Origin of the sequence: Pedobacter sp. KBW06 (assembly GCF_003852525.1) — a bacterium.
Taxonomy (GTDB): domain Bacteria; phylum Bacteroidota; class Bacteroidia; order Sphingobacteriales; family Sphingobacteriaceae; genus Pedobacter.
In genome coordinates this window covers 625,638-649,331 of the sequence record NZ_QAJL01000002.1, presented here as the reverse complement: position 1 = coordinate 649,331, position 23,694 = coordinate 625,638, and the positions used below count along the sequence as shown (strand labels likewise).

Annotated in this window: 25 protein-coding genes; 13 read left to right on the top strand and 12 right to left on the bottom strand. The window is 41.3% G+C overall.

What is annotated here, in order from left to right; translation table 11 throughout:
- Nucleotides 1–5 precede the first annotated feature (5 nt).
- The gene (locus tag DBR43_RS12895) at nucleotides 6–953 is read left to right on the top strand and encodes an NAD(P)H-hydrate dehydratase (protein ID WP_124581413.1); all 948 of its coding nucleotides are present in this window, start codon (nucleotides 6–8) and stop codon (nucleotides 951–953) included.
- Here the strand turns inward: DBR43_RS12895 and DBR43_RS12890 are convergent.
- From DBR43_RS12890 to lipA, 3 genes are all read right to left on the bottom strand, one after another.
- Nucleotides 950–1,819, bottom strand: coding sequence for an anti-sigma factor domain-containing protein (locus DBR43_RS12890; protein ID WP_124581411.1), 870 nt, complete (start codon nucleotides 1,817–1,819; stop codon nucleotides 950–952). The genes DBR43_RS12895 and DBR43_RS12890 overlap by 4 nt on opposite strands.
- Nucleotide 1,820: 1 nt before the next feature.
- The gene (locus DBR43_RS12885; RefSeq protein ID WP_124581409.1) at nucleotides 1,821–2,372 is read right to left on the bottom strand and encodes an RNA polymerase sigma factor; all 552 of its coding nucleotides are present in this window, start codon (nucleotides 2,370–2,372) and stop codon (nucleotides 1,821–1,823) included.
- Nucleotides 2,373–2,433: 61 nt separating this feature from the next.
- Nucleotides 2,434–3,312: a lipoyl synthase gene (gene lipA / locus DBR43_RS12880; protein ID WP_069379571.1), complete on the bottom strand. Its 879-nt coding sequence runs from the start codon at nucleotides 3,310–3,312 to the stop codon at nucleotides 2,434–2,436.
- A gap of 352 nt (nucleotides 3,313–3,664) precedes the next feature.
- Between lipA and DBR43_RS12875 the strand changes: the two genes are divergently transcribed.
- Entirely contained in the window at nucleotides 3,665–4,069 is a 405-nt protein-coding gene (locus DBR43_RS12875) for an OsmC family protein (RefSeq protein WP_074612044.1), read from the top strand.
- On the opposite strand, the gene ytxJ is transcribed toward DBR43_RS12875, so the two are convergent.
- The 3 genes from ytxJ to DBR43_RS12860 form a co-directional block, all read right to left on the bottom strand.
- Nucleotides 4,059–4,391, bottom strand: a complete 333-nt coding sequence (gene ytxJ / locus DBR43_RS12870) for a bacillithiol system redox-active protein YtxJ (protein WP_074612045.1) — start codon at nucleotides 4,389–4,391, stop codon at nucleotides 4,059–4,061. The genes DBR43_RS12875 and ytxJ overlap by 11 nt on opposite strands.
- Nucleotides 4,392–4,606: 215 nt before the next feature.
- A complete protein-coding gene (gene ribH, locus DBR43_RS12865) occupies nucleotides 4,607–5,098 on the bottom strand; it encodes a 6,7-dimethyl-8-ribityllumazine synthase (protein ID WP_124581406.1) in 492 nt (163 codons plus the stop codon).
- A 76-nt stretch (nucleotides 5,099–5,174) separates the two neighbouring features.
- The gene (locus DBR43_RS12860) at nucleotides 5,175–5,843 is read right to left on the bottom strand and encodes a tetratricopeptide repeat protein (protein ID WP_124581404.1); all 669 of its coding nucleotides are present in this window, start codon (nucleotides 5,841–5,843) and stop codon (nucleotides 5,175–5,177) included.
- A 204-nt stretch (nucleotides 5,844–6,047) separates the two neighbouring features.
- Here DBR43_RS12860 and recF point away from each other — a divergent pair, with 204 nt between their 5' ends.
- Together recF and DBR43_RS12850 are read left to right on the top strand one after the other, a co-directional pair.
- Nucleotides 6,048–7,151 carry a DNA replication/repair protein RecF gene (recF, locus tag DBR43_RS12855; RefSeq protein ID WP_124581402.1) on the top strand — a complete coding sequence of 368 codons (1,104 nt, stop codon included), beginning with the start codon at nucleotides 6,048–6,050 and terminating at the stop codon, nucleotides 7,149–7,151.
- Complete coding sequence (locus tag DBR43_RS12850) at nucleotides 7,144–7,434, top strand: DUF721 domain-containing protein (RefSeq protein ID WP_124581400.1); 291 nt, start codon at nucleotides 7,144–7,146, stop codon at nucleotides 7,432–7,434. The genes recF and DBR43_RS12850 overlap by 8 nt, the downstream gene beginning before the upstream one ends.
- Nucleotides 7,435–7,438: 4 nt before the next feature.
- On the opposite strand, the gene DBR43_RS12845 is transcribed toward DBR43_RS12850, so the two are convergent.
- The 3 genes from DBR43_RS12845 to DBR43_RS12835 form a co-directional block, all read right to left on the bottom strand.
- Nucleotides 7,439–7,618: a hypothetical protein gene (locus DBR43_RS12845; protein ID WP_124581398.1), complete on the bottom strand. Its 180-nt coding sequence runs from the start codon at nucleotides 7,616–7,618 to the stop codon at nucleotides 7,439–7,441.
- Between the two features lie 52 nt (nucleotides 7,619–7,670).
- Nucleotides 7,671–8,399, bottom strand: a complete 729-nt coding sequence (locus DBR43_RS12840; RefSeq protein ID WP_124581396.1) for an FKBP-type peptidyl-prolyl cis-trans isomerase — start codon at nucleotides 8,397–8,399, stop codon at nucleotides 7,671–7,673.
- A 118-nt stretch (nucleotides 8,400–8,517) separates the two neighbouring features.
- Nucleotides 8,518–8,937: a nucleoside-diphosphate kinase gene (locus tag DBR43_RS12835; protein ID WP_073232224.1), complete on the bottom strand. Its 420-nt coding sequence runs from the start codon at nucleotides 8,935–8,937 to the stop codon at nucleotides 8,518–8,520.
- 107 nt (nucleotides 8,938–9,044) lie between these two features.
- Between DBR43_RS12835 and DBR43_RS12830 the strand changes: the two genes are divergently transcribed.
- The 7 genes from DBR43_RS12830 to DBR43_RS12800 all read left to right on the top strand — a co-directional run bounded on the left by DBR43_RS12830 (nucleotide 9,045) and on the right by DBR43_RS12800 (nucleotide 16,317).
- Entirely contained in the window at nucleotides 9,045–10,055 is a 1,011-nt protein-coding gene (locus tag DBR43_RS12830; protein WP_124581394.1) for a DHH family phosphoesterase, read from the top strand.
- Between the two features lie 167 nt (nucleotides 10,056–10,222).
- The gene (locus DBR43_RS12825) at nucleotides 10,223–11,263 is read left to right on the top strand and encodes an FKBP-type peptidyl-prolyl cis-trans isomerase (RefSeq protein WP_124581392.1); all 1,041 of its coding nucleotides are present in this window, start codon (nucleotides 10,223–10,225) and stop codon (nucleotides 11,261–11,263) included.
- A gap of 106 nt (nucleotides 11,264–11,369) precedes the next feature.
- Nucleotides 11,370–12,137 carry a TatD family hydrolase gene (locus DBR43_RS12820; RefSeq protein ID WP_124581391.1) on the top strand — a complete coding sequence of 256 codons (768 nt, stop codon included), beginning with the start codon at nucleotides 11,370–11,372 and terminating at the stop codon, nucleotides 12,135–12,137.
- Between the two features lie 3 nt (nucleotides 12,138–12,140).
- Nucleotides 12,141–13,160 (top strand): asparaginase, encoded by a 1,020-nt coding sequence (locus DBR43_RS12815; RefSeq protein ID WP_124581389.1) that lies wholly within the window; start codon nucleotides 12,141–12,143, stop codon nucleotides 13,158–13,160.
- 1 nt (nucleotide 13,161) lies between these two features.
- On the top strand, nucleotides 13,162–13,821 hold the full coding sequence (locus DBR43_RS12810; protein WP_124581387.1) for a formylglycine-generating enzyme family protein: 660 nt from the start codon (nucleotides 13,162–13,164) through the stop codon (nucleotides 13,819–13,821).
- A 96-nt stretch (nucleotides 13,822–13,917) separates the two neighbouring features.
- On the top strand, nucleotides 13,918–15,333 hold the full coding sequence (locus DBR43_RS12805) for an MBL fold metallo-hydrolase (protein ID WP_124581385.1): 1,416 nt from the start codon (nucleotides 13,918–13,920) through the stop codon (nucleotides 15,331–15,333).
- A 21-nt stretch (nucleotides 15,334–15,354) separates the two neighbouring features.
- Entirely contained in the window at nucleotides 15,355–16,317 is a 963-nt protein-coding gene (locus tag DBR43_RS12800) for a YpdA family putative bacillithiol disulfide reductase (RefSeq protein ID WP_124581383.1), read from the top strand.
- Here the strand turns inward: DBR43_RS12800 and DBR43_RS12795 are convergent.
- Complete coding sequence (locus DBR43_RS12795; RefSeq protein ID WP_124581381.1) at nucleotides 16,314–17,306, bottom strand: alpha/beta hydrolase; 993 nt, start codon at nucleotides 17,304–17,306, stop codon at nucleotides 16,314–16,316. The genes DBR43_RS12800 and DBR43_RS12795 overlap by 4 nt on opposite strands.
- 72 nt (nucleotides 17,307–17,378) lie before the next feature.
- On the opposite strand from DBR43_RS12795, the gene DBR43_RS12790 reads away from it, so the two are divergent.
- Both DBR43_RS12790 and DBR43_RS12785 read left to right on the top strand, forming a co-directional pair.
- Nucleotides 17,379–18,350, top strand: a complete 972-nt coding sequence (locus DBR43_RS12790) for a polyprenyl synthetase family protein (protein ID WP_074612060.1) — start codon at nucleotides 17,379–17,381, stop codon at nucleotides 18,348–18,350.
- 89 nt (nucleotides 18,351–18,439) lie between these two features.
- Nucleotides 18,440–19,885, top strand: coding sequence for a M28 family peptidase (locus tag DBR43_RS12785; RefSeq protein WP_124581379.1), 1,446 nt, complete (start codon nucleotides 18,440–18,442; stop codon nucleotides 19,883–19,885).
- Here DBR43_RS12785 and xrtN read toward each other — a convergent pair.
- Together xrtN and DBR43_RS12775 are read right to left on the bottom strand one after the other, a co-directional pair.
- Nucleotides 19,856–21,187, bottom strand: a complete 1,332-nt coding sequence (gene xrtN, locus DBR43_RS12780; protein WP_124581377.1) for an exosortase N — start codon at nucleotides 21,185–21,187, stop codon at nucleotides 19,856–19,858. The genes DBR43_RS12785 and xrtN overlap by 30 nt on opposite strands.
- Nucleotides 21,178–23,694: an XrtN system VIT domain-containing protein gene (locus DBR43_RS12775; RefSeq protein WP_124581375.1), complete on the bottom strand. Its 2,517-nt coding sequence runs from the start codon at nucleotides 23,692–23,694 to the stop codon at nucleotides 21,178–21,180. Before DBR43_RS12775 ends, xrtN begins: the two co-directional genes overlap by 10 nt.

The window sequence follows — 23,694 nt, the reverse complement described above, 5'->3', positions numbered from 1 at the left end:
AAGTTATGTCAGTCTTCCTGAATACTTTTCTGCCCGATACAGATCCATTGAGTAAATTACAGGTGGTAGATCGGGGATTAAATAAACAAAGTGCAGAAGCATCTGCTTCTCCTTATAAGTTAATAGAAGAAGAAGATATCAGGGGGTTGCTGAAGCCTAGAATGCCCTTCTCACATAAAGGAACGTATGGTCATGCGCTAATCATTGCCGGAGAAATCCGGACAATGGGAGCGGCCATGTTGTCTGCAAAAGGCTGCCTCTATGGCGGCGCAGGTCTGATAACACTTTCCATTCCGGAAAGTGGGTTAACCGCGTTAAATTCCGCCTTGCCAGAGGTGATGTTTCTGGAAAGAAAGCAGCTCATTAAGACGAAATCTTTAAAGAAGTATAATGCTGTTGCCATAGGTCCCGGAATTGGAAAGCTGCTGGACGGTATGGCGGTGCTGGAGGGCTTGTTTGCATTGAAGCGACCAATCATTGCCGATGCCGATGCGCTGGGCCTTTTGGCGGAACATCAGGACTTGTTGTATCATTTACCGAAGGATTCGATCCTTACACCTCATGTAAAAGAGTTTGACAACCTGTTTGGGAAGCATAAAAACTGGTGGGAACGCCTACAGACAGCCCGAATTGAGGCTAAGAAGTTAGGTGCAGTGATTGTCCTGAAAAATCAATTTACTTTCATTATTGATCAGCAGGGAGATGTGATGATCAACCAAACCGGTAATCCTGCTATGGCGCAGGGGGGGATGGGAGATGTCCTGACAGGTTTAACTGCTGCTTATGTTGCCCAGGGGTATAGTGTTAAGGCTGCTGCAATTCTGGCTTGTTTCTTCCACGGAAAAGCAGGAGATGAGCTGGCTGAAGACCATATTAATGTCACCGCATCGCAGGTGGCGCAACAGGTTCCAAAAGCAGTGAAAAGATTTACAGATTTTAAACCGGAAGATTAGATAGATACTCCGCCCATAACGATCATCTGATCCATCGTCGGGCTTGCTACTCCACCACGTTTTTCCAAAGTCACGGCGAAAGCCTGTGCTGATCCGATTTCTTTCATTTTAAGCAGAATGTGTGTAGTATCTGCTTTAACATCAAATACGCCAAGATCTACCGGTTTTCCGTTTACCAAAGCCCAAAGCTGGTACTGGTGTGCCTGGTCGTTTTGAGGAAGCCCCATTTTGGAATTGTCTACCATAACATGGCGTCCTGAAGTATGCCAGTAGACCATCATTTTAGCTTGAGGAGCCATTTTTGTGCCGGCAAGTTTAACCACCTTCCAATCGGGATCATTTGGCATGTCGGCAATGGTCTTTAATTCCTGATTGGTTTCTTTCATATAATTCACCGTATTGGCGAATTTCTGTTTGTCCTGATTGAGGGCAATGATTTGATCTTTGGCAGTACCGAGTTCTGTATGTGCAGAGTAAAGTGCAACTCCAGCTACGATAAGGAGGCAGGCGCAGGCGATCAATGCAATCCGAAGTGTTTTTAGTTTTGATTCATAACCTTCAGGATATAGAGGAAGGATTTTAGTTTCCTGTGGATCCGATGGAGTTATATTTTCAGGAATTTCAGTTGTGACCACTGGTGCCACTCCGATTTTCTCTAATATTTTATTTTCCAATCCTAGTGAGGGTTGAACCGAATGTTGAATTGCATATTCTTCCATAGCAAGCTCAATTGCAGAAATCTCCTGTTTTACCTCAGGGTATTTTGCTGCCATTGCTTCCACTTCATATTGCTCCTGCTCGTTTAACTCGCCAAGAACATAAAGCTCAAGTATGCCTGATTCGATATATGCTTTTCCCTCTTCCACCTTAATTAAAATTCTTTCTTAATTCCATAATTGCCATCCGGATCCGGGTTTTCACCGTACCCAATGGTAAATCCAATTCTTCCGCCGCTTCCACATGGGTATATCCCTTAAAATACACCATATCTAATACCAGATTAAATTCTGGTTTAAGTGACGTAACCATGTCTTTTAAACCAATTGCATCGGCATTGAAAGTGACCTCTTTTTGAGTGTCAATGAAATCTACGTTATTTTCTATGTCCTGGTTTTTATTAGCGTTTTTAAAATCCTTGGAACGGAGTTTATCAATGGCTAAATTTCTACAAATATTCATCATCCAGGTAAATAGACGCCCTTTACCGGGATCATAACTATCTGCAGATTTCCAGATTTTTATGAAAGTTTCCTGTAATACATCCTCCGCAACCTCGGCCTGGAGGATAATTCTTGAAATGACACCGAACAACGCTCCCGAATACATATCGTACAATGCTTTAATAGCAACTGTTTCCTGGCTTTTGAGGGCCCGAACGAGTTCTTCTTCGGAGAGGGATATTTTCTTTGTTGCGGTCAAGTTCAGCTAATATACAGAAAGAAAAACAGGAAAAAATAAAATTTGTTTGGTATTCTGAAAATTATAAATCAAACAGGTGTTTTTCGGCATGGTAAGAAGAACGTACCAGCGGGCCACTCTCTACGTATTTAAAGCCTTTTGCCATTCCCACTTCTTTGTATTTTGCAAATTGATCAGGATGAATCCAGTCCAATACCGGATGGTGATTACGGGTGGGTTGTAAATACTGACCTAAAGTAAGGATGTGAACACCATTAGCAACAAGATCGTCCATGGCTTCGTATACATCTTCTTCAGTTTCTCCTAATCCAAGCATGATGCCTGTTTTTGTTCTTAAACCAAAATCAGAAATGCGTTTAAGACATTCTAAACTTCTGTCGTATTTTGCCTGAATGCGGACCTGTTTGGTTAAACGTCTTACTGTTTCAATGTTGTGTGACATCACCTCTGGTCTTTCTTCCAATACACGGTATAGGTTGTCCCAGATCCCTCTGAAGTCAGGAATCAGGGTTTCCAGTGTTGTCTCAGGACTTTCTCTTCTGATTGCCTGTAATGTTTCGGCCCAGATGATGGATCCGCCATCTTTCAGGTCGTCTCTATCTACAGAAGTGATTACACAATGTTTTACCTGCATTAATTTCACAGAATTAGCTACACGGTTAGGTTCATCGGTATCTACTGCCAATGGTCTGCCTGTTGCTACTGCGCAGAAAGAGCAGGAGCGGGTACAGATATTTCCAAGAATCATAAAGGTAGCGGTACCTGCGCCCCAGCATTCACCCATATTAGGGCAATTGCCACTTTCGCAAATGGTGTGCAGCTTATGTGTGTCTACAAGACTACGTACTTGTGCATATTCTTTACCTACAGGAAGCTTAACTCTAAGCCAATCTGGTTTACGTTGTACTGGGTTTGCGGAAACAACCGGAAGTGCGATCATAGTGCAAAGTTAAGCAATAGGTTTGAATAGTTATAAAAATGAAGTGTTTGCCGGATGTAATGTTCTCTGTTTTGGGTGATATTCAGATGTGTTTTATTAAAATTCAGCGTCAATTGACTGGTGTGTCATTGTTAACAGGTCTGTTAGACCAATCAAGGATCTATCAACCCCCCTATTGAAGATCAATTCATGATCAATTTTACCAAACCGCAAATCAGTAGGATTTAAAGGGAATGCCGAAACACCGGATAAGGAAGGGCTTTATTTGTTATAGACCAGGGGAGGTGGAAAAGCTGAATTGAATTGCCTCCTTTGAAAAATTATGTTAATCTTGTAGTCTAAAATATAAACGATGGCAACTTCAAAAATAACCTATAATGGTGGTCTAAGAACCACATCCGTTCATGAACGTTCAGGAAATGAAATCATTACTGATGCACCTATAGATAATAAAGGGCAGGGAGCTGCTTTCTCACCGACAGATTTGCTGGCTACCTCGCTGGGAAACTGTATGTTGACTATTGTTGGAATTGCAGCAAATGAACATGGATTTAACATCGATGGTGCGACCTGCGAGATTACGAAGATCATGGCTGAAAATCCAAGAAGGGTTTCGGAAATTGTGGTCAACTTCCAATTCCCTGCAAATGATTATTCTGATAAGGATAAAAAGATCATTGAAAGATCGGCCAATACCTGTCCGGTAGCTTTCAGCTTACATCCTGATCTTAAGAAAACAGTTTCTTTTAATTATTAATCACTTCGGCAACTTCCTCTGCGGAAATGTCACTATGTGAAGCATCAAGAACGCATTCCCCGTCTTTAATCAATAAGATTTGCGGGGATTCATGGTGAACCTGAAAAGTCTCAGCTATTTGTGCGGAAATCGCACGATAGCTGATTAAATCTAAAAAGTATAAGGAAGTATCCGTAGGGATGGCTTCCCAGTCCATTTCAAAGCGTCTTTTTGCCATCATGCTCACCGAACAACGGGTGCTGTGTTTAAAAATTAAGCTATACCCGGTCTCTTTTTGTATGTCACTGATTTGTGCCAAATCAGTTATAAATTTCCACTGCATCAATATTCTCCTAAAATGTATGTTTGTTGCTTACCTTCTTCTCCTGCTTTCCGGATAAGAGCCGTATGCCGGGCAAAGCCGGTTTGAGCAGGCTTCCAGAAGCGCTATGGTTAAGAATACGCCAAGCAATAATATGGCTACTTTTTTCATGAGGTTAATTTTTATAAAAATTCTCCACTAATTTACAGATTTTAATATGAAGAAACAAGGTGTTGCTAAATTGTAGCTACCAGCTCTGCCATTTTTAGTGCTGTAATCGCCGCCTCGTCGCCCTTATTGCCATGTTTACCGCCTGCGCGATCAATTGCCTGTTGTTGGTCATTTGTAGTCAGCACGCCGAAGATTACGGGTTTGCTATATTTTATGCTGACCTGTGTGATGCCCTGAGCGACAGCATCGCAGATAAAGTCAAAATGTCTGGTCTCTCCCTGAATCACACATCCCAGGCAGATAACTGCATCAAGATCTTTGTGCTTTTGCAGCAAAATATCCGCAGCTGAAGTTAGTTCGAAGGTACCCGGTACTGCAATAGAAACGATGTTTTCTGCCAATACGCCATTGTTCATCAGGGTTTGTAAAGCGCCATTGTACAGGCTTCCGGTGATTTCTGCATTCCATTCTGCAACGGCGATCGCGATTTTAAAAGCACTTCCGTTGGGAATCGTCGTATGAGAAAAGTCAGATAGGTTTTTAAGTTGTGTTGCCATTTTGCAAATATAAGTAAAGGGTACAAAAAAAGGCTAGCCGTAATGGCTAACCTTTGTCATAATATTTTTTGCTCAATTATTTTATCTGAGCTGAAGCGCGGGCGATGAATTCATCTGCCATTGCTGCTTCCTGGCTTTCAGGGTATTGAGTTTTGATTTTCGTGTAAGCATCTTCTGCAGATTTGAAATCTTTAAGATGTTCATAAACTAATCCTAGTTTTTTGAGGAACAAAGGAGAAGTGAATTTGTTGCTGGCTTTATCGGCAGCTTTCTTGTAATAAGTTGCAGCTTGTTTAAAGTCTTTCAACTCACTGTAAGCATCACCTAATAGACCTAATGCCAATGGATCTGCAACAGGACTTCCTGTTTCTGAGTATTTACCTAAAGCTTCAGTTGCTTTTTTGTATTCACCTTTACGCAAATAGATACCACCTAGATAAAGGTTGGCTAGGTTTGCTGATTTGGTATTGTCGTACTCTTCCGCAATTTTCTCTAAACCTGGATAACCCGAAGCGCCATTGATTGCTTTATTGGCAAGGGAATCGACTCCAACATACTGTTCTGATTTGTACATTTTTGCAGAAGCTTCTAAAGCTCTGTTTTTTAAATATACGTTTTGATACCAAAGGTAAACTCCAATCAATAACACTACAGCGCCTGCAATGAACAAAAGGCTTTTTGAGTTTTCTTCTAAAAAGGAACCCTTCTTTACCGGGTGACTTACTTCTTTTTCTGTTGTAGACATTTTATTTAAAAAAATTAAGGATTGCAAAAATACATTTTTACATCAAAGTATCAACCCCTTTTTGCGGATTTATTAAACTTTATTAAAGGGTAGTTCCAAACAGAACTGCCTGATGTTTAATATTCTAGTAGAGAGCCATTAAAATAACTGAAATATTACGGAATAAGAGAAGAGAAATAAAAGGTAACTTTGCGGCATAATAATATGTGGTTAAAAAACATTACACTCCTCAACTTTAAGAACTATGCAGATGCCAGTCTCAGTTTTTCAAAAACTGTGAACGCATTTGTGGGTAATAACGGTGCTGGCAAAACAAATTTACTGGATGCGATACATTACCTCTGTTTATGTAAAGGATACTTTAATCCGATAGACAGCCAGCAGATTAAGACTTCCGAAGATCTGTTTATGATCCAGGGGGATTTCGAGCGCGAGCAGAAAAATGAGAAGATCACCTGTGGTGTAAAAAGAAACCAAAAGAAACAATTTAAGCGGAATAAGAAAGAGTATGATAAGCTGGCCAGTCATATTGGTTTGTTCCCTTTGGTCATGATCTCTCCTTATGATACCAATATCATTATGGATGGGAGTGAAGAGCGTCGTCGTTTTATGGACAATGTGATTTCGCAAACTGATGCACATTACCTGGATGAACTCATTTTATACAACAGACATCTCTTAAACAGAAATGCGCTGTTGAAGCAGATTGCAGTAACCAGAAGTTACGACCCTACTTTACTGGAAATTTACAATGAGCAGCTTGTGCAATCCGGCAATAAAATCTTTGCCAAACGCGAACAGTTTATGAAGGATTTTATTCCTTTGTTTGATAAGTACTACCAGTTTTTGACGGAAGATAAAGAAGAGGTTAGTTTGTTTTACCAGTCGCAGTTAAGCGAAACCCCTTTTCTTAAATTGCTTGGACAATCCATTGAAAAAGATAAGATTCTGGAAAGAACTACTACCGGAATTCATAAAGATGAGCTGATCTTTACGATTACAGGAATGGCTTTGAAGAAGTTCGGCTCTCAAGGGCAACAAAAATCTTTTTTAATTGCATTAAAGCTTGCGCAATATGCTTATCTTCAGAGATTTAAAGGATTCAAGCCTTTGCTGCTGCTGGACGATATTTTTGATAAACTGGACGATAGCAGGATGCATAAATTGATGGAAATGGTGTCCCATCAGGATTTTGGACAGATTTTTATTACCGATACAGGAAGAGAAAGGGTGATGGCGGTATTTAATAAAATAGATGTAGCAGTCACCTTGTTTGAAGTAAATAATGGAGCAGTAAATCATGCGTAAACCTAATGACATCACCTTAAAAGAAGGTATCGGAAAAATGCTCAATGTATATAAGCTCAAAGGCAAGTTCGATGAGACCACCATTATTGCACTTTGGCCGGAGCTGATGGGTGTGGCTATCGGGAACCGTACGACACAGATTTACATCAGTCAAAAGAAATTGTTTGTGAGGATAGAGTCTTCGGTGATTAAGAATGAGCTGATGATGGTCAGAACCGGGATCATAGAAAAATTAAATGAACGCGCCGGTTCTGAAGTAATCATAGAAATCGTATTTCTTTAGGATTTTAGCTTCGGCCACCGAAAATCCGGCTAATCAGCCAGATGACCAAAGCCAATACCAATACTACAACGATAACTCCGGTCCATACGCCGGCTTTGAATATGCCTTGAACGAGTTCGCAACTTGCAAGGGTCGTTGATAATAATGCAATAATTGCCAGAGGGAAATATCTTTTTGTCATCATAAGTTTTTGCTTTATAGACTAACAAACAAATCTCCGGATGGTTTTGATCGCCTTATTTACCATTTACCTTTAAGAGTTCAACCTCGAAAATCAGCGTGCTGTATGGTGGAATATCCTGTCCGGCACCACGCTCGCCATAAGCCAGTTGGTAAGGGATAAAGAATTTGTATTTAGAACCAGCAGGCATTAGTTGAATTCCTTCCGTCCATCCGGCAATTACCCTGTTTAAAGGAAGAGAAAGGGGCTCGTTTCTATCGTAAGAACTGTCAAATTGTTTGCCGTTTAATAAGGTGCCTTTGTAGTGCGCCAAAACAGTATCGGTAACTTTAGGTTTGATTCCGTCTCCGGCTTTAATCACGATGTACTGCAATCCGCTCGGGGTTACCTGCACACCTGGTTGTTTCTTGTTGTTTTCCAGAAAATTTTTTCCTTCGGCAATATTGACCGCAAATTTCTTTTTACTCAGTCCGTTAAAGAGGTTGCTGATCGGCAACTGCGATTGCTCTTTACTGATAAGTAAGGTCTTTCCTTCAAAAGCATCTTTCAGCCCTTTAACCAGAAGGTCGTAATTTAAAGCGCCTAAGCCATCATTTTTCATGCTGCTGGCCATGTTTGCTCCGAATGCATAACTGGCAGAATCAAGGCTGCTGTTAAAGATAACTTTCGTTGCTGCTTTTTGTGTAGTTGCTTTTTTAGGAGCAGTTGCCTTTTTTCCTTTTGTTTGCGCCATTGTGATGAGCGTACAAAAAGGGAGTAATAAGGTGATAAAAATTCTTTTCATCAGTTTCAATGGTTTTAATTTGGTTGGAAAGGTACAAAGTATCCTTAAAAAAATAAGCACCTTGTTGGGGTGCTTATTTTTTTAACGGTTACCGTTAATGTTTTATGTCGGCTGAATACTAGAAACGCTCAGCAGCAGTAAAGAAGAAATCTCCTTCAATCTGTGCATTTTCGTCAGAATCAGAACCGTGAACCGCATTTGCATCAATAGATTTTGCATATTTAGCACGGATGGTACCTTCTGCTGCATCAGCAGGGTTAGTTGCACCGATTAGTTTTCTAAAGTCTTCGATTGCATTGTCTTTTTCTAAGATCGCAGCAACGATAGGTCCTGAAGACATAAAGCTTACCAGATCAGCATAGAAAGGACGTTCTTTGTGAACTGCATAGAACTGACCAGCAGTTTCGTCAGTTAGTTTAGTATATTTTAATGCAATGATTTTAAAACCTGCTGCAGTAATGTCATTGATTATTGCACCGATGTGTCCGTTTGCAACAGCATCCGGCTTAATCATGGTAAATGTTCTGTTTGTACTCATCTTAATTTCAATTTTTTTGCAAAATTACATTTTATACTGTTAATATTAAAGCTTCAAATATAATACGCTCCATTTATCATTTAATCATTAGCTTTGCAACGAAAAATATGCTATCTGTTTCTGAAATAAAATCATTGCTGGCTACGCCGCAGAAAATTGTAATTACCACCCATCATAAACCTGATGGTGATGCGATGGGTTCATCTCTGGGCTTATATGCTTATCTGATCCAAAAGGGGCACCATGTTACGGTGATTACGCCTACGGACTATCCTTACTTTTTACATTGGCTTCCAAATAACTCGGATGTAATTATTTATACAGAGCAACAGGAGCGCTCTGCTAAATTAGTGGAAGAGGCCTCTATGATCTTTTGCCTGGATTTCAATACGCTGAGCAGGATCAATGAGCTTGGAGAATTGGTAAGGGCATCGGATGCTTATAAGATCATGATCGATCATCATCTGGATCCTGAAGATTTTGATGACTATCGTCATTGGAGTATCAGCGCCTGTGCAGCAGCTCAGCTGGTGTATGATTTTATCGTAAATGAACTGAAAGAAGGGGAATTCATGAATAAGGATATTGCGACCTGCTTATATACAGGGATCATGACCGATTCAGGATCTTTCCGTTTTCCTTCTGCCGATTCGACTGTTTACAGAATTGCAGCAGACCTGATCGATTGTGGTGCTGAACATTGGAGGATTCATCAGCTGGTATACGATAATGCTACTGAAAACCGCCTGCGTTTCCTTGGCCACTGCCTGAGTAATAAGCTGGAAATTCTTCGGGATCTCCGGACTGCGATCATTACCGTGACGAAAGAAGAGTTAAAAGCATTCAATATTCAAACGGGTGATACGGAAGGAATTGTAAATTATGCCCTGTCTGTAAATGGAATAAAACTAGCTGCATTTATTATTGAAAGAACTGATAAAGTTAAATTATCTTTGCGCTCCACCGGTGATTTTCCTGCCAATGAAATTTGCAAGAAATATTTTAACGGAGGAGGCCACAGGAACGCTGCAGGTGGGTATTCTGACCAAAATCTGGAAGATACTGTGCTGGAATTTAAGGCGTTATTAAGTGATTATAAAACGCAGTTATTACAGTAAAAGACATTGTCTTTTTATTGGCAAATAAACAGGAAATAAAAAACGGCGAAGCCCTCTTGAGTACCGCTGAAAGAAAAATAAACATAAAACGAAAAACGGCGAAGCCCTCTTGAGTACCGCTGAAAGAAAAATAAACATAAAACGAAAAAAAATAATTTAAAAACCACATGAAGAAAGGTATAGTAATTCTTTTCGCAGCCACACTTGGATTAGCTGCTTGTAACCAATACAAAAAAGGCCCGGGAGGCCTTATGTACACCATCCATAAAGATGGCGGTAAAGATAAAATCAAAGAAGGTGATATCGTTAAATTGAACTTTATTCAGAAAACTGAAAAAGATTCAGTAACTGTTAATACCTGGGATATGGATGCACCTCAAGTGTTCCCTGTTCAGAAAAAAGTATATGCAGGCGATATGAATGATGTGTTGACTTTATTTGGAGAAGGTGATAGTGCAACATTCAAATTAGACTTAGATACTGTTGCTAAATATTCAGGACAACCAAAACCAGCAAATACAAAAGATAAATATCTTGTATTTACAATTAAAGTAGAAAAAGTATTGCAAAAAGGTAAAGGTGAGGCTGACTCTACTTTCCAGAAAAAAGCAAGAGATTTCTTTGAAAAAGACTACAAAGCAAACATCGAAAGATTGAAAGGTGCTGAAGCAGGAAAAATCAAAAAATATATCGCTGATAACAACCTTAAAACAGTAACTACAGCATCAGGTTTACAATATGTAATCAGCAAACCAGGTAACGCAGAAAAACCTGTTTTAGGTGATACCATGATGGTAAACTATACTGGTAAATTAACGACTAAAAAATCTAATGGTAAAGACAATGTGTTTGATACCAGTGATGAGAAAATCGCTAAGGAATCAGGTAAACACAATCCTATGGCTACTTATGGTCCTCGTCCGATCACTTTAGGTCGTGCAATCCCAGGATTTGATGAAGGCTTAAAATTAATTGGTAAAGGTGGAAAAATGACGTTGATCATTCCTTCAAACCTTGCTTATGGTGAAGGTGGTATGCAACAAGGCGGTATCAGTCCTTTCTCTCCATTGGTATTTGAAGTTGAATTATCTGACATCAAAAAACCTAAAGCTGCTCCGGCAGGTGTAGCAGGTGCTACTATTGCACCGGTAACCACAGCTCCGGCAACTGCACCAGCAGCAGCAGGGCATGAAGGTCACAAACACTAATAAAATAAAAAGGAACATCGTGGTCTGAAAGCATGACCGGGTGTTGCCCATAAAATACAAACCCTGTCCGGATATTCCGGACAGGGTTTTTTTATTAACTTTGTCTATGCTTTTTACGGATACCCATACCCACCTATATTACGAGACAGACCCTGAAAAACTGGACCTATTGATGCAACGTTGCTTCGATAACAAAGTAGAACGTTTGTTCTTACCCAATGTTGATATTGCTTCGATCGCAAAGATTGATGACCTGGTTAAAAAATACCCTGGTCATTGTTTTGCCATGGCAGGTTTACATCCCTGCGATGTAAAAGAAGATTATGAGTTGGTACTGGACGAGATTTGTGAAAGTATTGCAGACCGGGAGATCTATGCCATTGGTGAAATCGGCATTGACCTTCATTGGGATAAAACCACTTTGGAGATTCAACAGATTGCCTTTACTGAGCAGATTAACTGGGCAAAGGACCTTAATTTACCCATCGTTATTCATTGTCGTGAGGCCTTTGACGAGATCTTTGAGATCCTGGAAAAAGAGAAAGACGATAAGTTAAGAGGGATTTTGCATTGCTTTACGGGTAATCTGGAACAAGCCAGAAAAGCCATAGACCTTGGTTTTTATTTGGGAATTGGTGGCGTGGTGACCTATAAAAAAGCAGGCCTTGATGAAGTGTTGAAAGAGATTCCCCTGGCAAACCTGGTTTTAGAGACGGATTCTCCTTACCTGGCTCCGGTTCCCTTCCGCGGGAAACCAAATGAAAGCAGTTATCTTGTTCATATTGCCGAGAAATTAGCAGATATTTACCAGACCAATATAGAGGAAATCGCTGAAGTAACCACAGCAAATTCCAGGAGCATCTTTAACATTTAATCAATGACCAAAATACTGATCATCTACACCGGTGGAACCATAGGGATGGTAAATGACCCTAAAACCGGTGTCCTTATACCTTTTAACTTTGAACAGATTCAACAAAATGTACCCGAACTGGCCCGCTTAAATTATGACCTTTCGGTGTATTCTTTTGATCCCATTCTTGACTCCTCTAACATGGATCCCCTGATTTGGGAGCAGCTGGCGAAGCTGATTCAGGATAAATATGAAGAGTTTGATGGATTTGTGGTGCTGCATGGTTCAGATACCATGTCCTTTACCGCATCTGCATTGAGCTTTATGTTAGAAAATCTCTCTAAACCTGTCATCCTTACCGGATCTCAATTGCCAATAGGGGAGATCAGAACAGATGCAAAAGAGAACCTGATTACGGCACTGGAAATAGCGGCCATGAAAAAACAGGGAAAGGCAATGGTTCCAGAGGTATGTATTTACTTTGACTACCAGTTGTTTCGCGGTAACAGGTCCATTAAATACAATTCGGAGAAATTTGAAGCCTTCCGTTCCCCAAATTATCCGATTCTTGCAGAAGCAGGCGTACACCTGTCGTTTTTTAAGAATTACATTGCAAAACAACCTACTGAAGCGCTTAAGGTACATACCAGCTTCAATTCAAATATTGGTGTATTAAAACTTTATCCTGGAATTTCATCACAGGCCGTTCATGCGATTACCAAATCAGGTGTAGATGCCATTGTGCTGGAAACATTTGGTTCCGGAAATACGACGACTGCCGAATGGTTCATTTCCAGTTTGCAGGATGCCGTTAACAGTGGTAAGCTGATTATCGATATTACACAATGCAAAAGAGGTTCTGTGGAATTGGGTAAGTATGAAACGAGTAAGAAACTTCAGCAAATGGGGGTCATTAGTGGTTATGATACTACTTTTGAAGCAACGATCACTAAACTGATGTACCTGATGGGGCAGGGCTTGCCAAATGAAGAAGTTGCAATTTTAATGGAACAATCTTTAAGAGGCGAGCTGACGGCCAGCTAATATGGAAATCGATAAGGATTTACTGGTTGCAATACCCGCCGGGGAAATTGTATTGAGGGACGATCGGATCAAAAAGGAATGGGCGGTGAAAATTGACTCTTTCCTGATTGCCAGATATCCGGTAACTCAAGACCTGTATTCCTCTATTACAAAAGAATCTCCATCTTTCTTTCATGGAGATAAAAATCCTGTGGAACAGGTCACCTGGAAAGATGCCATTACTTTCTGTAACCTGCTTTCCCGAAAATCAGGCCTCAATGAATGTTACCTCATTGGCGATGATATTCTCTTTGATTTCAAAGCTAATGGATACCGGCTTCCGCTGGAGGCCGAATGGGAGTATGCCTGTAAAGCAGGAAGGTTGGAAGCCAGGTATGGTGATCTTGACGAAATTGCCTGGTATAAGGCGAATTCCCAGAACAGCAGCCATGAAGTTGGTACAAAGGTTCCGAATGCCTGGGGTTTGTATGATATGCTTGGAAATGTCTGGGAATGGTGCTCGGATATCTATGACGAAGAAGTTTACGGTTCTTACCGCATCTTTCGCGGAGGGGGCTGGTGCGATGAAGCGAGAGGGTGTCTGGCCACAAACCGCAGGCGCAGCCATCCAACCTCGTTTAAAATTGATGACCTTGGTTTCCGGCTCGCCAGATCTTTATGATCCGTTCCTTCCCTATAGTTATGTCATTAATAAGGGAATATTTGCGGTACTTCAATTATAACCTTAATTTTGTATTTCAATAGCATATAGACAGGAATGAAGATAGAACAGATATATACGGGTTGTTTAGCAGAGGCGGCTTATTACATAGAGAGTAACGGCGAAGCAGCAATCATTGATCCTTTGCGTGAGGTTGCACCTTACCTGAAACGTGCGCAAAAAGACAATGCAACGATAAAGTATATTTTTGAAACTCATTTTCATGCGGATTTTGTGTCCGGACATGTGGACCTTGCCGAAAAATCAGGAGCTGAGATTGTCTACGGACCGACCGCTCAGACGAGCTTCAAGTCGCTGATTGCAAAAGATGGAGAACAATTCAAGATCGGCGCACTGACCATTACCACTTTACATACACCAGGCCATACGCCGGAGTCCACTACTTATCTGTTAACAGATGAGGAGGGTAAAGCATATTGTATTTTTACAGGTGATACCTTGTTTATCGGGGATGTTGGTCGCCCTGATCTGGCTCAGAAAGGAGAACTGACGATGGAAGACATGGCTGCTACTTTATATGACTCCTTACAAAATAGGATTTTGACCCTTCCGGATGATATCCTTGTTTATCCTGCCCATGGGGCGGGTTCTGCCTGTGGTAAAAATATGAGTAAGGAGACTTTCGATACACTGGGACACCAGAAAGAAGTGAACTATGCATTGAAAGCGGAAACAAAAGAACAGTTTATAAAAGAAGTAACGGAAGGTATTTTACCTCCACCACAATATTTTGCTAAAAATGCAGCCATGAACAAACATGGTTATGAGAGTTTTGACGAAGTTTATGAAAAAGGCCTGACGCCTTTATCTCCTGATGAATTTGAAGCCATGGCCAACCTGAGCGGAGCTGTGATTCTTGATACCAGAGATCCGCAGGTTTTTGCTAAAGGTTTTATTCCTTCTTCGGTAAATATTGGACTTAACGGACAGTTTGCCCCATGGGTAGGCGCTTTGATCACCGATTTAAAGCAACCTTTATTGTTGGTTTGCGATGCGGGAAAAGAGGAAGAAACGATTACACGTCTGGCAAGAGTTGGTTACGACAATACCATAGGTTTCTTATCTGATGGAATTGTATTGTGGCAATCTGCTGGTAAAGACCTGGATACCATCAGCTCTATTTCTGCATCAGAATTTGAGCAGGTATTGAATAATAATGAAAACATTAATGCGCTTGATGTCAGGAAACCTGGAGAATATGAAGCGGAGCACCTGGAACAGACTTTAACGCGTCCCCTGGATTATATCAACGAATGGACGAATGAAATTGACCATAAGGAGACTTATTATATTCATTGTGCAGGAGGCTACCGGTCTATGATTGCAGCTTCGATTCTAAAAGCACGTGGAGTAGAAAATGTGATTGATGTTGCGGGTGGTTATGGAGCGATTAAATCTACGGGTTTAAAACGCACAGACTTTGCCTGTCCCTCAAAAGCAATGAAGGCTTAACCACAAAAACATAAGAAATTGATGAAAGACTACGATGTACTGATTATCGGTGCCGGCCCTATAGGTATGGCTTGTGCTATTGAAGCGAAAAAGGCCGGGCTGAGTTATGTCATCGTGGAGAAGGGAGCCCTGGTTAACAGTTTGTACAACTATCCGGTTTTTATGACCTTTTTCTCAACTTCCCAGCGTCTGGAGATCGGTGATGTTCCTTTTGTAAGCATCAATCCGAAACCTAACCGCAATGAAGCCGTGGAGTATTACAGGAGAGTAGCTGAAAAGTTCTCTTTAAATATCCATTTGTTTGAAAGGGTAGAGAAAGTAAGGAAAGAGACGGATGGACTGTTTGAAGTAGGAACTTCCAAAACAACTTATAAAGCAAAGCAGGTTATCATTGCTACAGGATTCTATGATATCCCTTTGCTGATGGGGATTCCGGGCGAAACGCTGCCTAAAGTTACCCACTATTACAAAGATCCGCATTTGTATGCTTTTCAGAATGTGGTGGTGATCGGCGCAAATAATTCTGCCATAGATGCCGCACTGGAAACTTACCGGAAGGGGGCAAAGGTAACCCTGGTCATTCGTCGCGGAGAGATCGGTTCTTATGTGAAGTATTGGGTAAGGCCAGATATCGAAAACAGGATTAAAGAAGGAGAGATCACCGCTCATTTTAATTCAGAAGTACTGTCTGTTACGCCGGATCAGGTCGTAATTAAAACTCCGGAAGGAGAGCAGGTCATTGAGAATGATTTTGTAATCGCCATGACTGGCTATCAGCCTGATTTTGGCATGCTGAAAAAGTTGGGCGTGGAGATGGGAGATGGCAGTCAGCCTTTCTATGATCCGGAAACCATGGAAAGCAATCTGCCAGGCTTATACCTGGCAGGAGTGGTCTGTGGTGGGATGGATACCCACAAATGGTTTATTGAAAACAGCAGGGTGCATGCGGAGCAAATCTTTGCCCATATAGCTGCTCAGTCCTAGTTAATCTTCAATACGGTGTGTGTGAAGCTATCTATAGCCTTCTCTACTGCCGGAATATCTTTGGATGTAATGTGGGAACCCAATACATGGCTTGCTCCGTTAGGGATCGCCGTTTTAACTTTTAAATCTTTTGGTGTACCCAGCTCATCAAACATGCTCAGTTCCGCAGATACTTTTACTGTCTGATCTTGTTCCTGTTCGTTTTTATAATAATAAAGCAGTAGAACAGGTTGTTTCACTTTTTCAAAAGTCTGTTTATTCATACTGGTTTCTACCAGTTCCTGAAGTTGTACGGTAGATTCCAGACGGTAACGGGTGTACCAGTATTTTTCATAAGTGGCAGACTCTCCCTCGATTACCCTTTCTTTACCTCCAAGTGCTAAGCGGGCGATCTGTAATCCCCAGGGTGCATTGAGCATAAAAGCCATTTTATCATTGATCTCAATATTTGGAGAAATGAGAATCAGGCTGTTGATCTGATCCGGATAGGTTGCAGCCAGCTTTAAAGCCAGTGTTCCTCCGGTAGAGGTGCCGACAAGAATAATTTTCTTTCCTAATTTCTTTCCAATTTCCATGGCTTGTTTGGCGCTTTCCCAGAGGCGGTCGGCGGTGAAATACTCCATCGCAGCAGTGGTATCCACGCCATGGTCTGCAAGACGGGCGAGGTATAGGTTGGCTTTAATTTCTTTTGCTAAATGAAGGTGCACAGGATTTCCCTCTTCTTTGGATGCAGAATAACCGTGTAAATAGACTACTGCATATTCCGATTGGCTTTTTAAAGCGGAGTCTGCCCAGACAATTTCGGCCTCGTTACCCGGTTTTACTTTATGCTGGGATTCGATCTTTTTTACATAGTCTTCCAGCTGATTGAGGTCCGGAACAGGGGGAATCTCTGTATTATATTCCGGATGCTTAGGCTTGGGGCCCATGAAATATACCACGGTAGCCACCAAAATAACGGCGATAAGTACTTTAAATGTTATTTTCACTTTAAACTTTTTACTAAAAGTACGCTTTTAAAGATATTTAATTTATGTTTGCACACATATTTTTTTACCTGAATGCCAGGAATAAATCAGATAAAACTCCCCATAGCCGCCGACATAGCTGCCTTCGAAGAAAAATTCAAGGCCTCGATGCATAGTGACGCACCATTGCTCGATCGGATTACCCATTATATTGTTAAAAGAAAGGGTAAGCAGATTCGCCCGATGTTCGTCTTCTTTGCTGCAAAACTTTGTGGCGGAATCATTGAATCCACTCACAGAGGTGCTGCATTAGTAGAGCTTTTACATACCGCAACGCTGGTTCATGATGATGTAGTAGATAATGCCTACGAAAGAAGAGGTTTCTTTTCCATCAATGCTTTATGGAAAAATAAGATTGCTGTTCTGGTAGGTGACTATTTATTGGCCAAGGGCTTATTGCTTTCTGTGAATAACGGAGAATTCCGATTGCTGCAAATCGTTTCTGAAGCGGTGAAGCAAATGAGTGAAGGGGAATTATTGCAAATTGAGAAAGTACGGAAAATGGACATCAGCGAAGAACTTTACTTCGATGTGATCCGTCAGAAGACTGCTTCCTTAATTGCTTCCTGCTGTGCCTGTGGTGCTGCCTCAGCCGGTGCGGATGAAGAGACGATAGAAAAAATGAGACTGTTCGGTGAAAAGGTGGGCATCGCCTTCCAGATCAAAGACGATACTTTTGATTTCGGAACTGACGATGTTGGAAAACCTTTAGGAATCGATATTAAAGAAAAGAAAGTGACCCTTCCTTTGATTTATGCTCTAAACCGATCAGAAAAAGCAGAGAAAAAGAGAATTATCAATCTGGTGAAAAACCATCAGGATGAGCCTGCAAAAATACAGGAGATCATTGATTTTGTGAATGCCAAAGAAGGGGTTCGCTATGCCAATGAGAAAATGGTACAATATCAGCAGGAAGCTTTCGAAATCCTTCACAGCTTTGAACCTGGGGAGGCAAGAACAGGTCTGGAGCAATTGGTTCGTTATACGACGGAACGTAAGAAATAGTCTTTCGCAATAGATTTGTTGCAGAACAAAAAAGAAAGAACGTAGGACATCGCAGTCAAAATTCTTATTTTCATCAAAAAAACATCTTTATGAAAGCTTTCTTTAGTTTGCTCATTTGTGGTATGGCCCTTTCCGCGCAGTCGCAAGACAATTTCACTCCCGTTTTTGAGAAAATCAGCAAAGAGGTACAGGCCAATTCCAACGCTTATGGAAATTTGAAGTTTGCTACGGAAAGCATCGGGCATCGCCTGACGGGTTCCGCCAACGGAGCTAAGGCCGAAGAATATGCTTTCAATCTTTTAAAATCTTATGGTTATGACGTAAAATATCAGCCTTTCGAAGTAGAAAGCTGGAGCCGTCTGACCAATGAAACTAAAATAGGGGATGCTGAAAATGAATTGAAAAAAATCAGTTCTGTGACTTTAGCACATTCACCGGTTAAGGCAACGGTTGTTGGGGAAATGGTAGACCTGGGAAATGGACTGGAAGAAGATTATCAGAAAGATGCGGGTAAGGTAAAAGGAAAGATAGCTTTGGTTTATCTGGGGGTTTTACCCGGATCTCCTGCAAATACGCCCTCATTACACCGTTCAGAGAAGGCCGCAATTGCGACTAAATACGGAGCAAGTGGAATCATCATCATCAATGGGGTTAAAGGTGGTGTATTGCTTACGGGGACCGCTTCTGTAACCGGAAAACTGATCCCTATTCCTGCTGTTTGCATCGGACTGGAAAACGGAATGCGCCTGAAAGAAGCTTTAAAAACGAAAAAACAATTCGCGAGTTTAAACATGACCAATTTTTCGGGAATGATTAAAGCCCGCAATGTCATTGCGACTATAAAAGGAAAAACACATCCGGAAGAAAAGATTGTGGTAGGCGGACATTTGGACAGCTGGGATCTGGCTACAGGTGCGATAGACAATGGAATCGGATCCTTTGCGATTATGGATATGGCACGTACTTTTAAAAAATTGAACTTAAGCACAGACCGTACTTTGGAATTCATCCTGTTTATGGGCGAAGAACAAGGCTTGTTGGGATCTAAAGCTTATGTGGATGCAGCAAAAAAAGAAAATACATTGAATCAGCTGCGGTTCATGTTAAATTATGATATGACCAATGATCCTAAAGGATTTTCTACCAGCAGAAAAGAAATGAAAACTTTATTTACCGAATGGGGCGGGCAGATCAGTAAACTCGATACAGGTTTTAAAAATGTTTTTTATTCCGGTGCAGGATTGCATAGTGACCATCAGCCATTCTTATTGCAAGGTGTGCCTACAGGTGGTGGTGCAGGAGGTAAATTACCTAACAATTCCGGGCCTTACTACCACTCTGATGGAGATGTGTTTAAACTGGTAGATGAGCAAGGCTTAAAAAATACCGTCAGGTACAGTGCCATGCTTGCTTATGCACTTGCCAATACGCCGAGCATCCCTGTTGTTAAACAAACTGAAGAAGCTTTGAAAGTCTTCCTTCAGGACAATGAACTGGAAGTTCCGTTAAGGATTGCCGGCGAATGGAGATGGTAGGAGTGCAGCGGTAATTCTTTTAAGATCTTCGCTTTTAGTGGCATTTACGTTGATAAGGTAAAATTCCTGATCCCCCCTGGCCGCGTTCCACCTCCACTGGAGCTGGTTAATGGTTTTCATGTTTCCATTGTCAAACCACCAGGAGGCGTAGATTTTATCCTTTCCTTTAACCAGGGTACCCGTATAGATTTCTGTTCCGTTGATCATTTCTTTCTTTATCAATTGAAACTCATAACCACTTCCCGTCCAGCAGATCATGGGATTGTGTTCCGGTGCGTAGAAAGAAGTAGACTTCATGTAGATCAATGCTTCTTTGTTCTCAAACTTTAATACGTTGTTTTGAAGAAAGGTTTTCTGATATCCTTTCAATGTGATGTGCTTGCCGTTACTGTGTGCTCCCTGTACATTTTCAGCTGAACGGATGGAGATAAAAATGATCACACCAAAGAACATCAGGTGTAAGACCGGATACCTCAATAAATGTGCTGTTGCCTGATCTTCCTTTTCCAGGTTTATTTTACCAAAGCGCTGTACGAAAGGACCACTGAGTGCCATCAAGGGAAGAATGACGTAAACAATCAGAGTACACATCCCAACGAGGTCATGCATTGCTGTTGCGGGCATGATCTTGAAAATGACAATCATCATGATCCTGAAAAAGTTGGAAACAATGTTAAGGAGGAACGTCAGAATCAGCACTGTCGCCAGGCTATAAAATGAAAGAGATCTTTCATTTTTCTTCTGGTGGAAACTGAGGATAAAAAGGCAGATCAGCAAAGAAATACTGAGCATATTTAATCCGGCACAGGCCTGATCAATATAGAAATCGTAACCATCAATGGTAATGATGTTTCCGGCTGCTCTGGCATGAATCCCTGTCAGGGTTATGGTCTTAGCAACTGTATCGCTTAACCATAACCGAAGGGGGAAGCTGAGCGTATCGCTAAAGAATTTAAAAAGAGGGGACAGCAACACCAGAACGAAGAAGAAGTTCAGGCTAATTTTCCCCATGAAATTTTCAAATAGCAACAACATCGTAAATACCAGTGTAAAAAACAGGGTTGATTTTGCAGGTATAAAAATGGCGAGCAAAGTAAAAAGTAAGGCAGGAATAAGAAAGCGCAAAGACCGGCTTTTACTTTCTATGCGGCATACATAAGGAATAATGGCGATTCCGATGTATAAAGTGAGGTCCCGGATCAGGTATCCTGAAAGCAACCTAAAGGAGATCAATGCATAGCACAGACACATCATGACTGGTAAAAGAGCGGTTAGCGGCTTTCTTAATCCTGCTATTTCCATAATTGGCTAAGCCTGTTAAAATGTCCGGACTGGTAACTGAAATAAATCATGACGGCTGCACACAGTATGATGAGCATCCATTCATGTGGTTCGGGAGCAGCGCCCGAAGATTGAATAGAGGCGTTTTTAAGGCTGTCCTTACTCTCTTCTATCCCAAAGCGATCATAGTCCTTCTGGCTTTCCAAAATGATCATACTGGACACAGGAGAGACGATAAAGGCCTGGTCGGCCGTGGCCAGCAAATCATCCTGAACATAGTTTTTCTCAAAATAGGTAGCTCCTACTTTTTTAAGAATGTCATTGTAAGCAAACAAACGAAGTAAATGATCAGGAGCATTCGTATTTACACTGCCTTTTATCTTTTCTACTTTCATTTCAGCATTGGGAATCATCAGGGAATTTTCCTGCTCTTCGAAACTCCTGAATTGATTTGTCTGCAACCGGCTAATGAGCAGGTCCAGATCTCCTTCATTATAGGTGAAGAGACCAAATTCCTTTAATGTTTTTAGGTAAGGGCTGCTTTGTTCGCCCAGTTGATATAAATGAAATGGCCGGGCCTTAGCAAAGAAAGTGCTTGTCTTTTTCTGAAATTTACTATTTTCCAGATCTCTAAGGTTAGGTTCATTTCCGTTACTTTTACTAATAACCAGGGCGTTTTCAGGGTCTGAGATTTCATAGAACGGAAACAGGCTAAAGTTAAGGTCGCTAAAATTCTGGTAAACTGAATTTAAATTCTCTGCAGTTACTTTGATCAGCTTTTCCTTAAAAACATATACGTTTTGCTGACTTATTTTTGGCCAGAGTTTTTTTAATTCTTGTTCCGACCAGGAGCGATTGAGGTCCAGGTAAATGGCTTTTGGTTTGAATGCTACAGAGATGGGGGCGGCTTCTTTCAACTGATAGCTGTTGCCTCCAAATGAAAAGAGCTGAGCAGATAACTCGGCCTTACCAAGGCTTAATGTCCATTTGTCTTTGTACTGGCGGTCTGTAGTGTACTTCCCGTTTTTCTGAAGCTGGAGGTCGGTATCGAGTTCCGCTGGAGGAACCGAAAAATCCAGCTGAACGCTTTCTTCCGCATTTTTTGCCGTAGGACCATCAAACCAGGTGTTTTCATAAATGAGCTGATTGCTCTCTTTTTTGAGAGGACTGCTGATGCCGATTTTAAATTTCCTGTTTTCTTCGCTGGTACATGGAAAGACGCGAACACTTACCGTATTGCCTTCCTGCCAGTGAACCACGGAAGGATCGCGGGATTCGACTCCGACAATCGTTTTGTAGGCAGAATCTGCTTTCCCTTTTGTCGTCAGTCGTGCCTTTTCCTCTATCCCGTTGATCCATAAAGAAAGTGAACTGATGACCGACCCTTCAGGGAGGTGAAAGGTATAGATGGCCTCCTGGTTCATGCTCCATGGTCTTTGGTTATTGTTGCGAATGCTTAGTGTTTTTTCTGTGTATGCCATCCTGTACTCGGGATACACTTTGATATTGCTGGTTACACTTTGTGTTTCCAGATCATCGCCAGACCAAAGCCTTTCCTCGGCGAGGTGTCTGGAGTCATAAATAGATTTGAGGATTTTAATCCGGTTTTCGTCACTCAGGTTAGGTTTACCCGACCACAGACTGGCAAACACAATCAGAGGATCGTGTTTTTTAGGTTCTGCAAAGGAAGATCTGACATCCCCCCAGAACCAATTTCTGTTTTCATTTGGAGTGGTGTATACCAGATCGGCTTTCAGGTATTTTTCCGTAATCAGCGATTTTGGAAGTTGTGCTGCAATGACTGCCCATTCCGGAAGCGGACTTTCATTTAGTGAATTGTGATTTTGAGATAAACTGACACTTTTATTCAGCCGACTCCACTCAAAGGTAAACCAGGCGGTAATGAGTAGCGGAATCAGAGCGCCGGCAGAAATGGAATATTTTAGCTCAGGGATTTTTTTAACAAATTTCACCAGAAACGAAATGGAAATGATGGCCAGAAATAGCGGAATAAAAGAATGAACAGATAACCCTAAAAGTATAGCTGCCAAGGCACTAAGGGCATAAAATGGAATCAAATAAATGGCGTAATAGATGAACAACAGGCTTGAGGCGGCCAATATGAAGGTCAGTATATGTTTAATGAACAGGCCGAATACCTCTTGTATTGTACTCAATACTATGGCCAGGCATGCGATACAGATGTATACGGAGAGCCAGGTGCTGGAATTGTTAAAAATGTTCATGACTCTGTTCAGAGAAAATGCACTGATAAACCAAAGGACAAGTATCAATGCGGTATATTCTATTTTAGCCTGACCCGCTTTTCTTTTGTACAAGAAAACGATTTTGTATAAAAAGAGCAGCGCAAAGATGGCCGAGAATCCATAGCAAAGGATAAAGAGAAAAAATGCGGCGTCCTCGCTGAGAAACCCTGAAATCACAAATATTGTTGCCGAAATAAGAATAGAGACAATTCCGCTCAGGCGGAATTTGTCTTCTAAAAGAATGGATTTTATGCTTTTCAT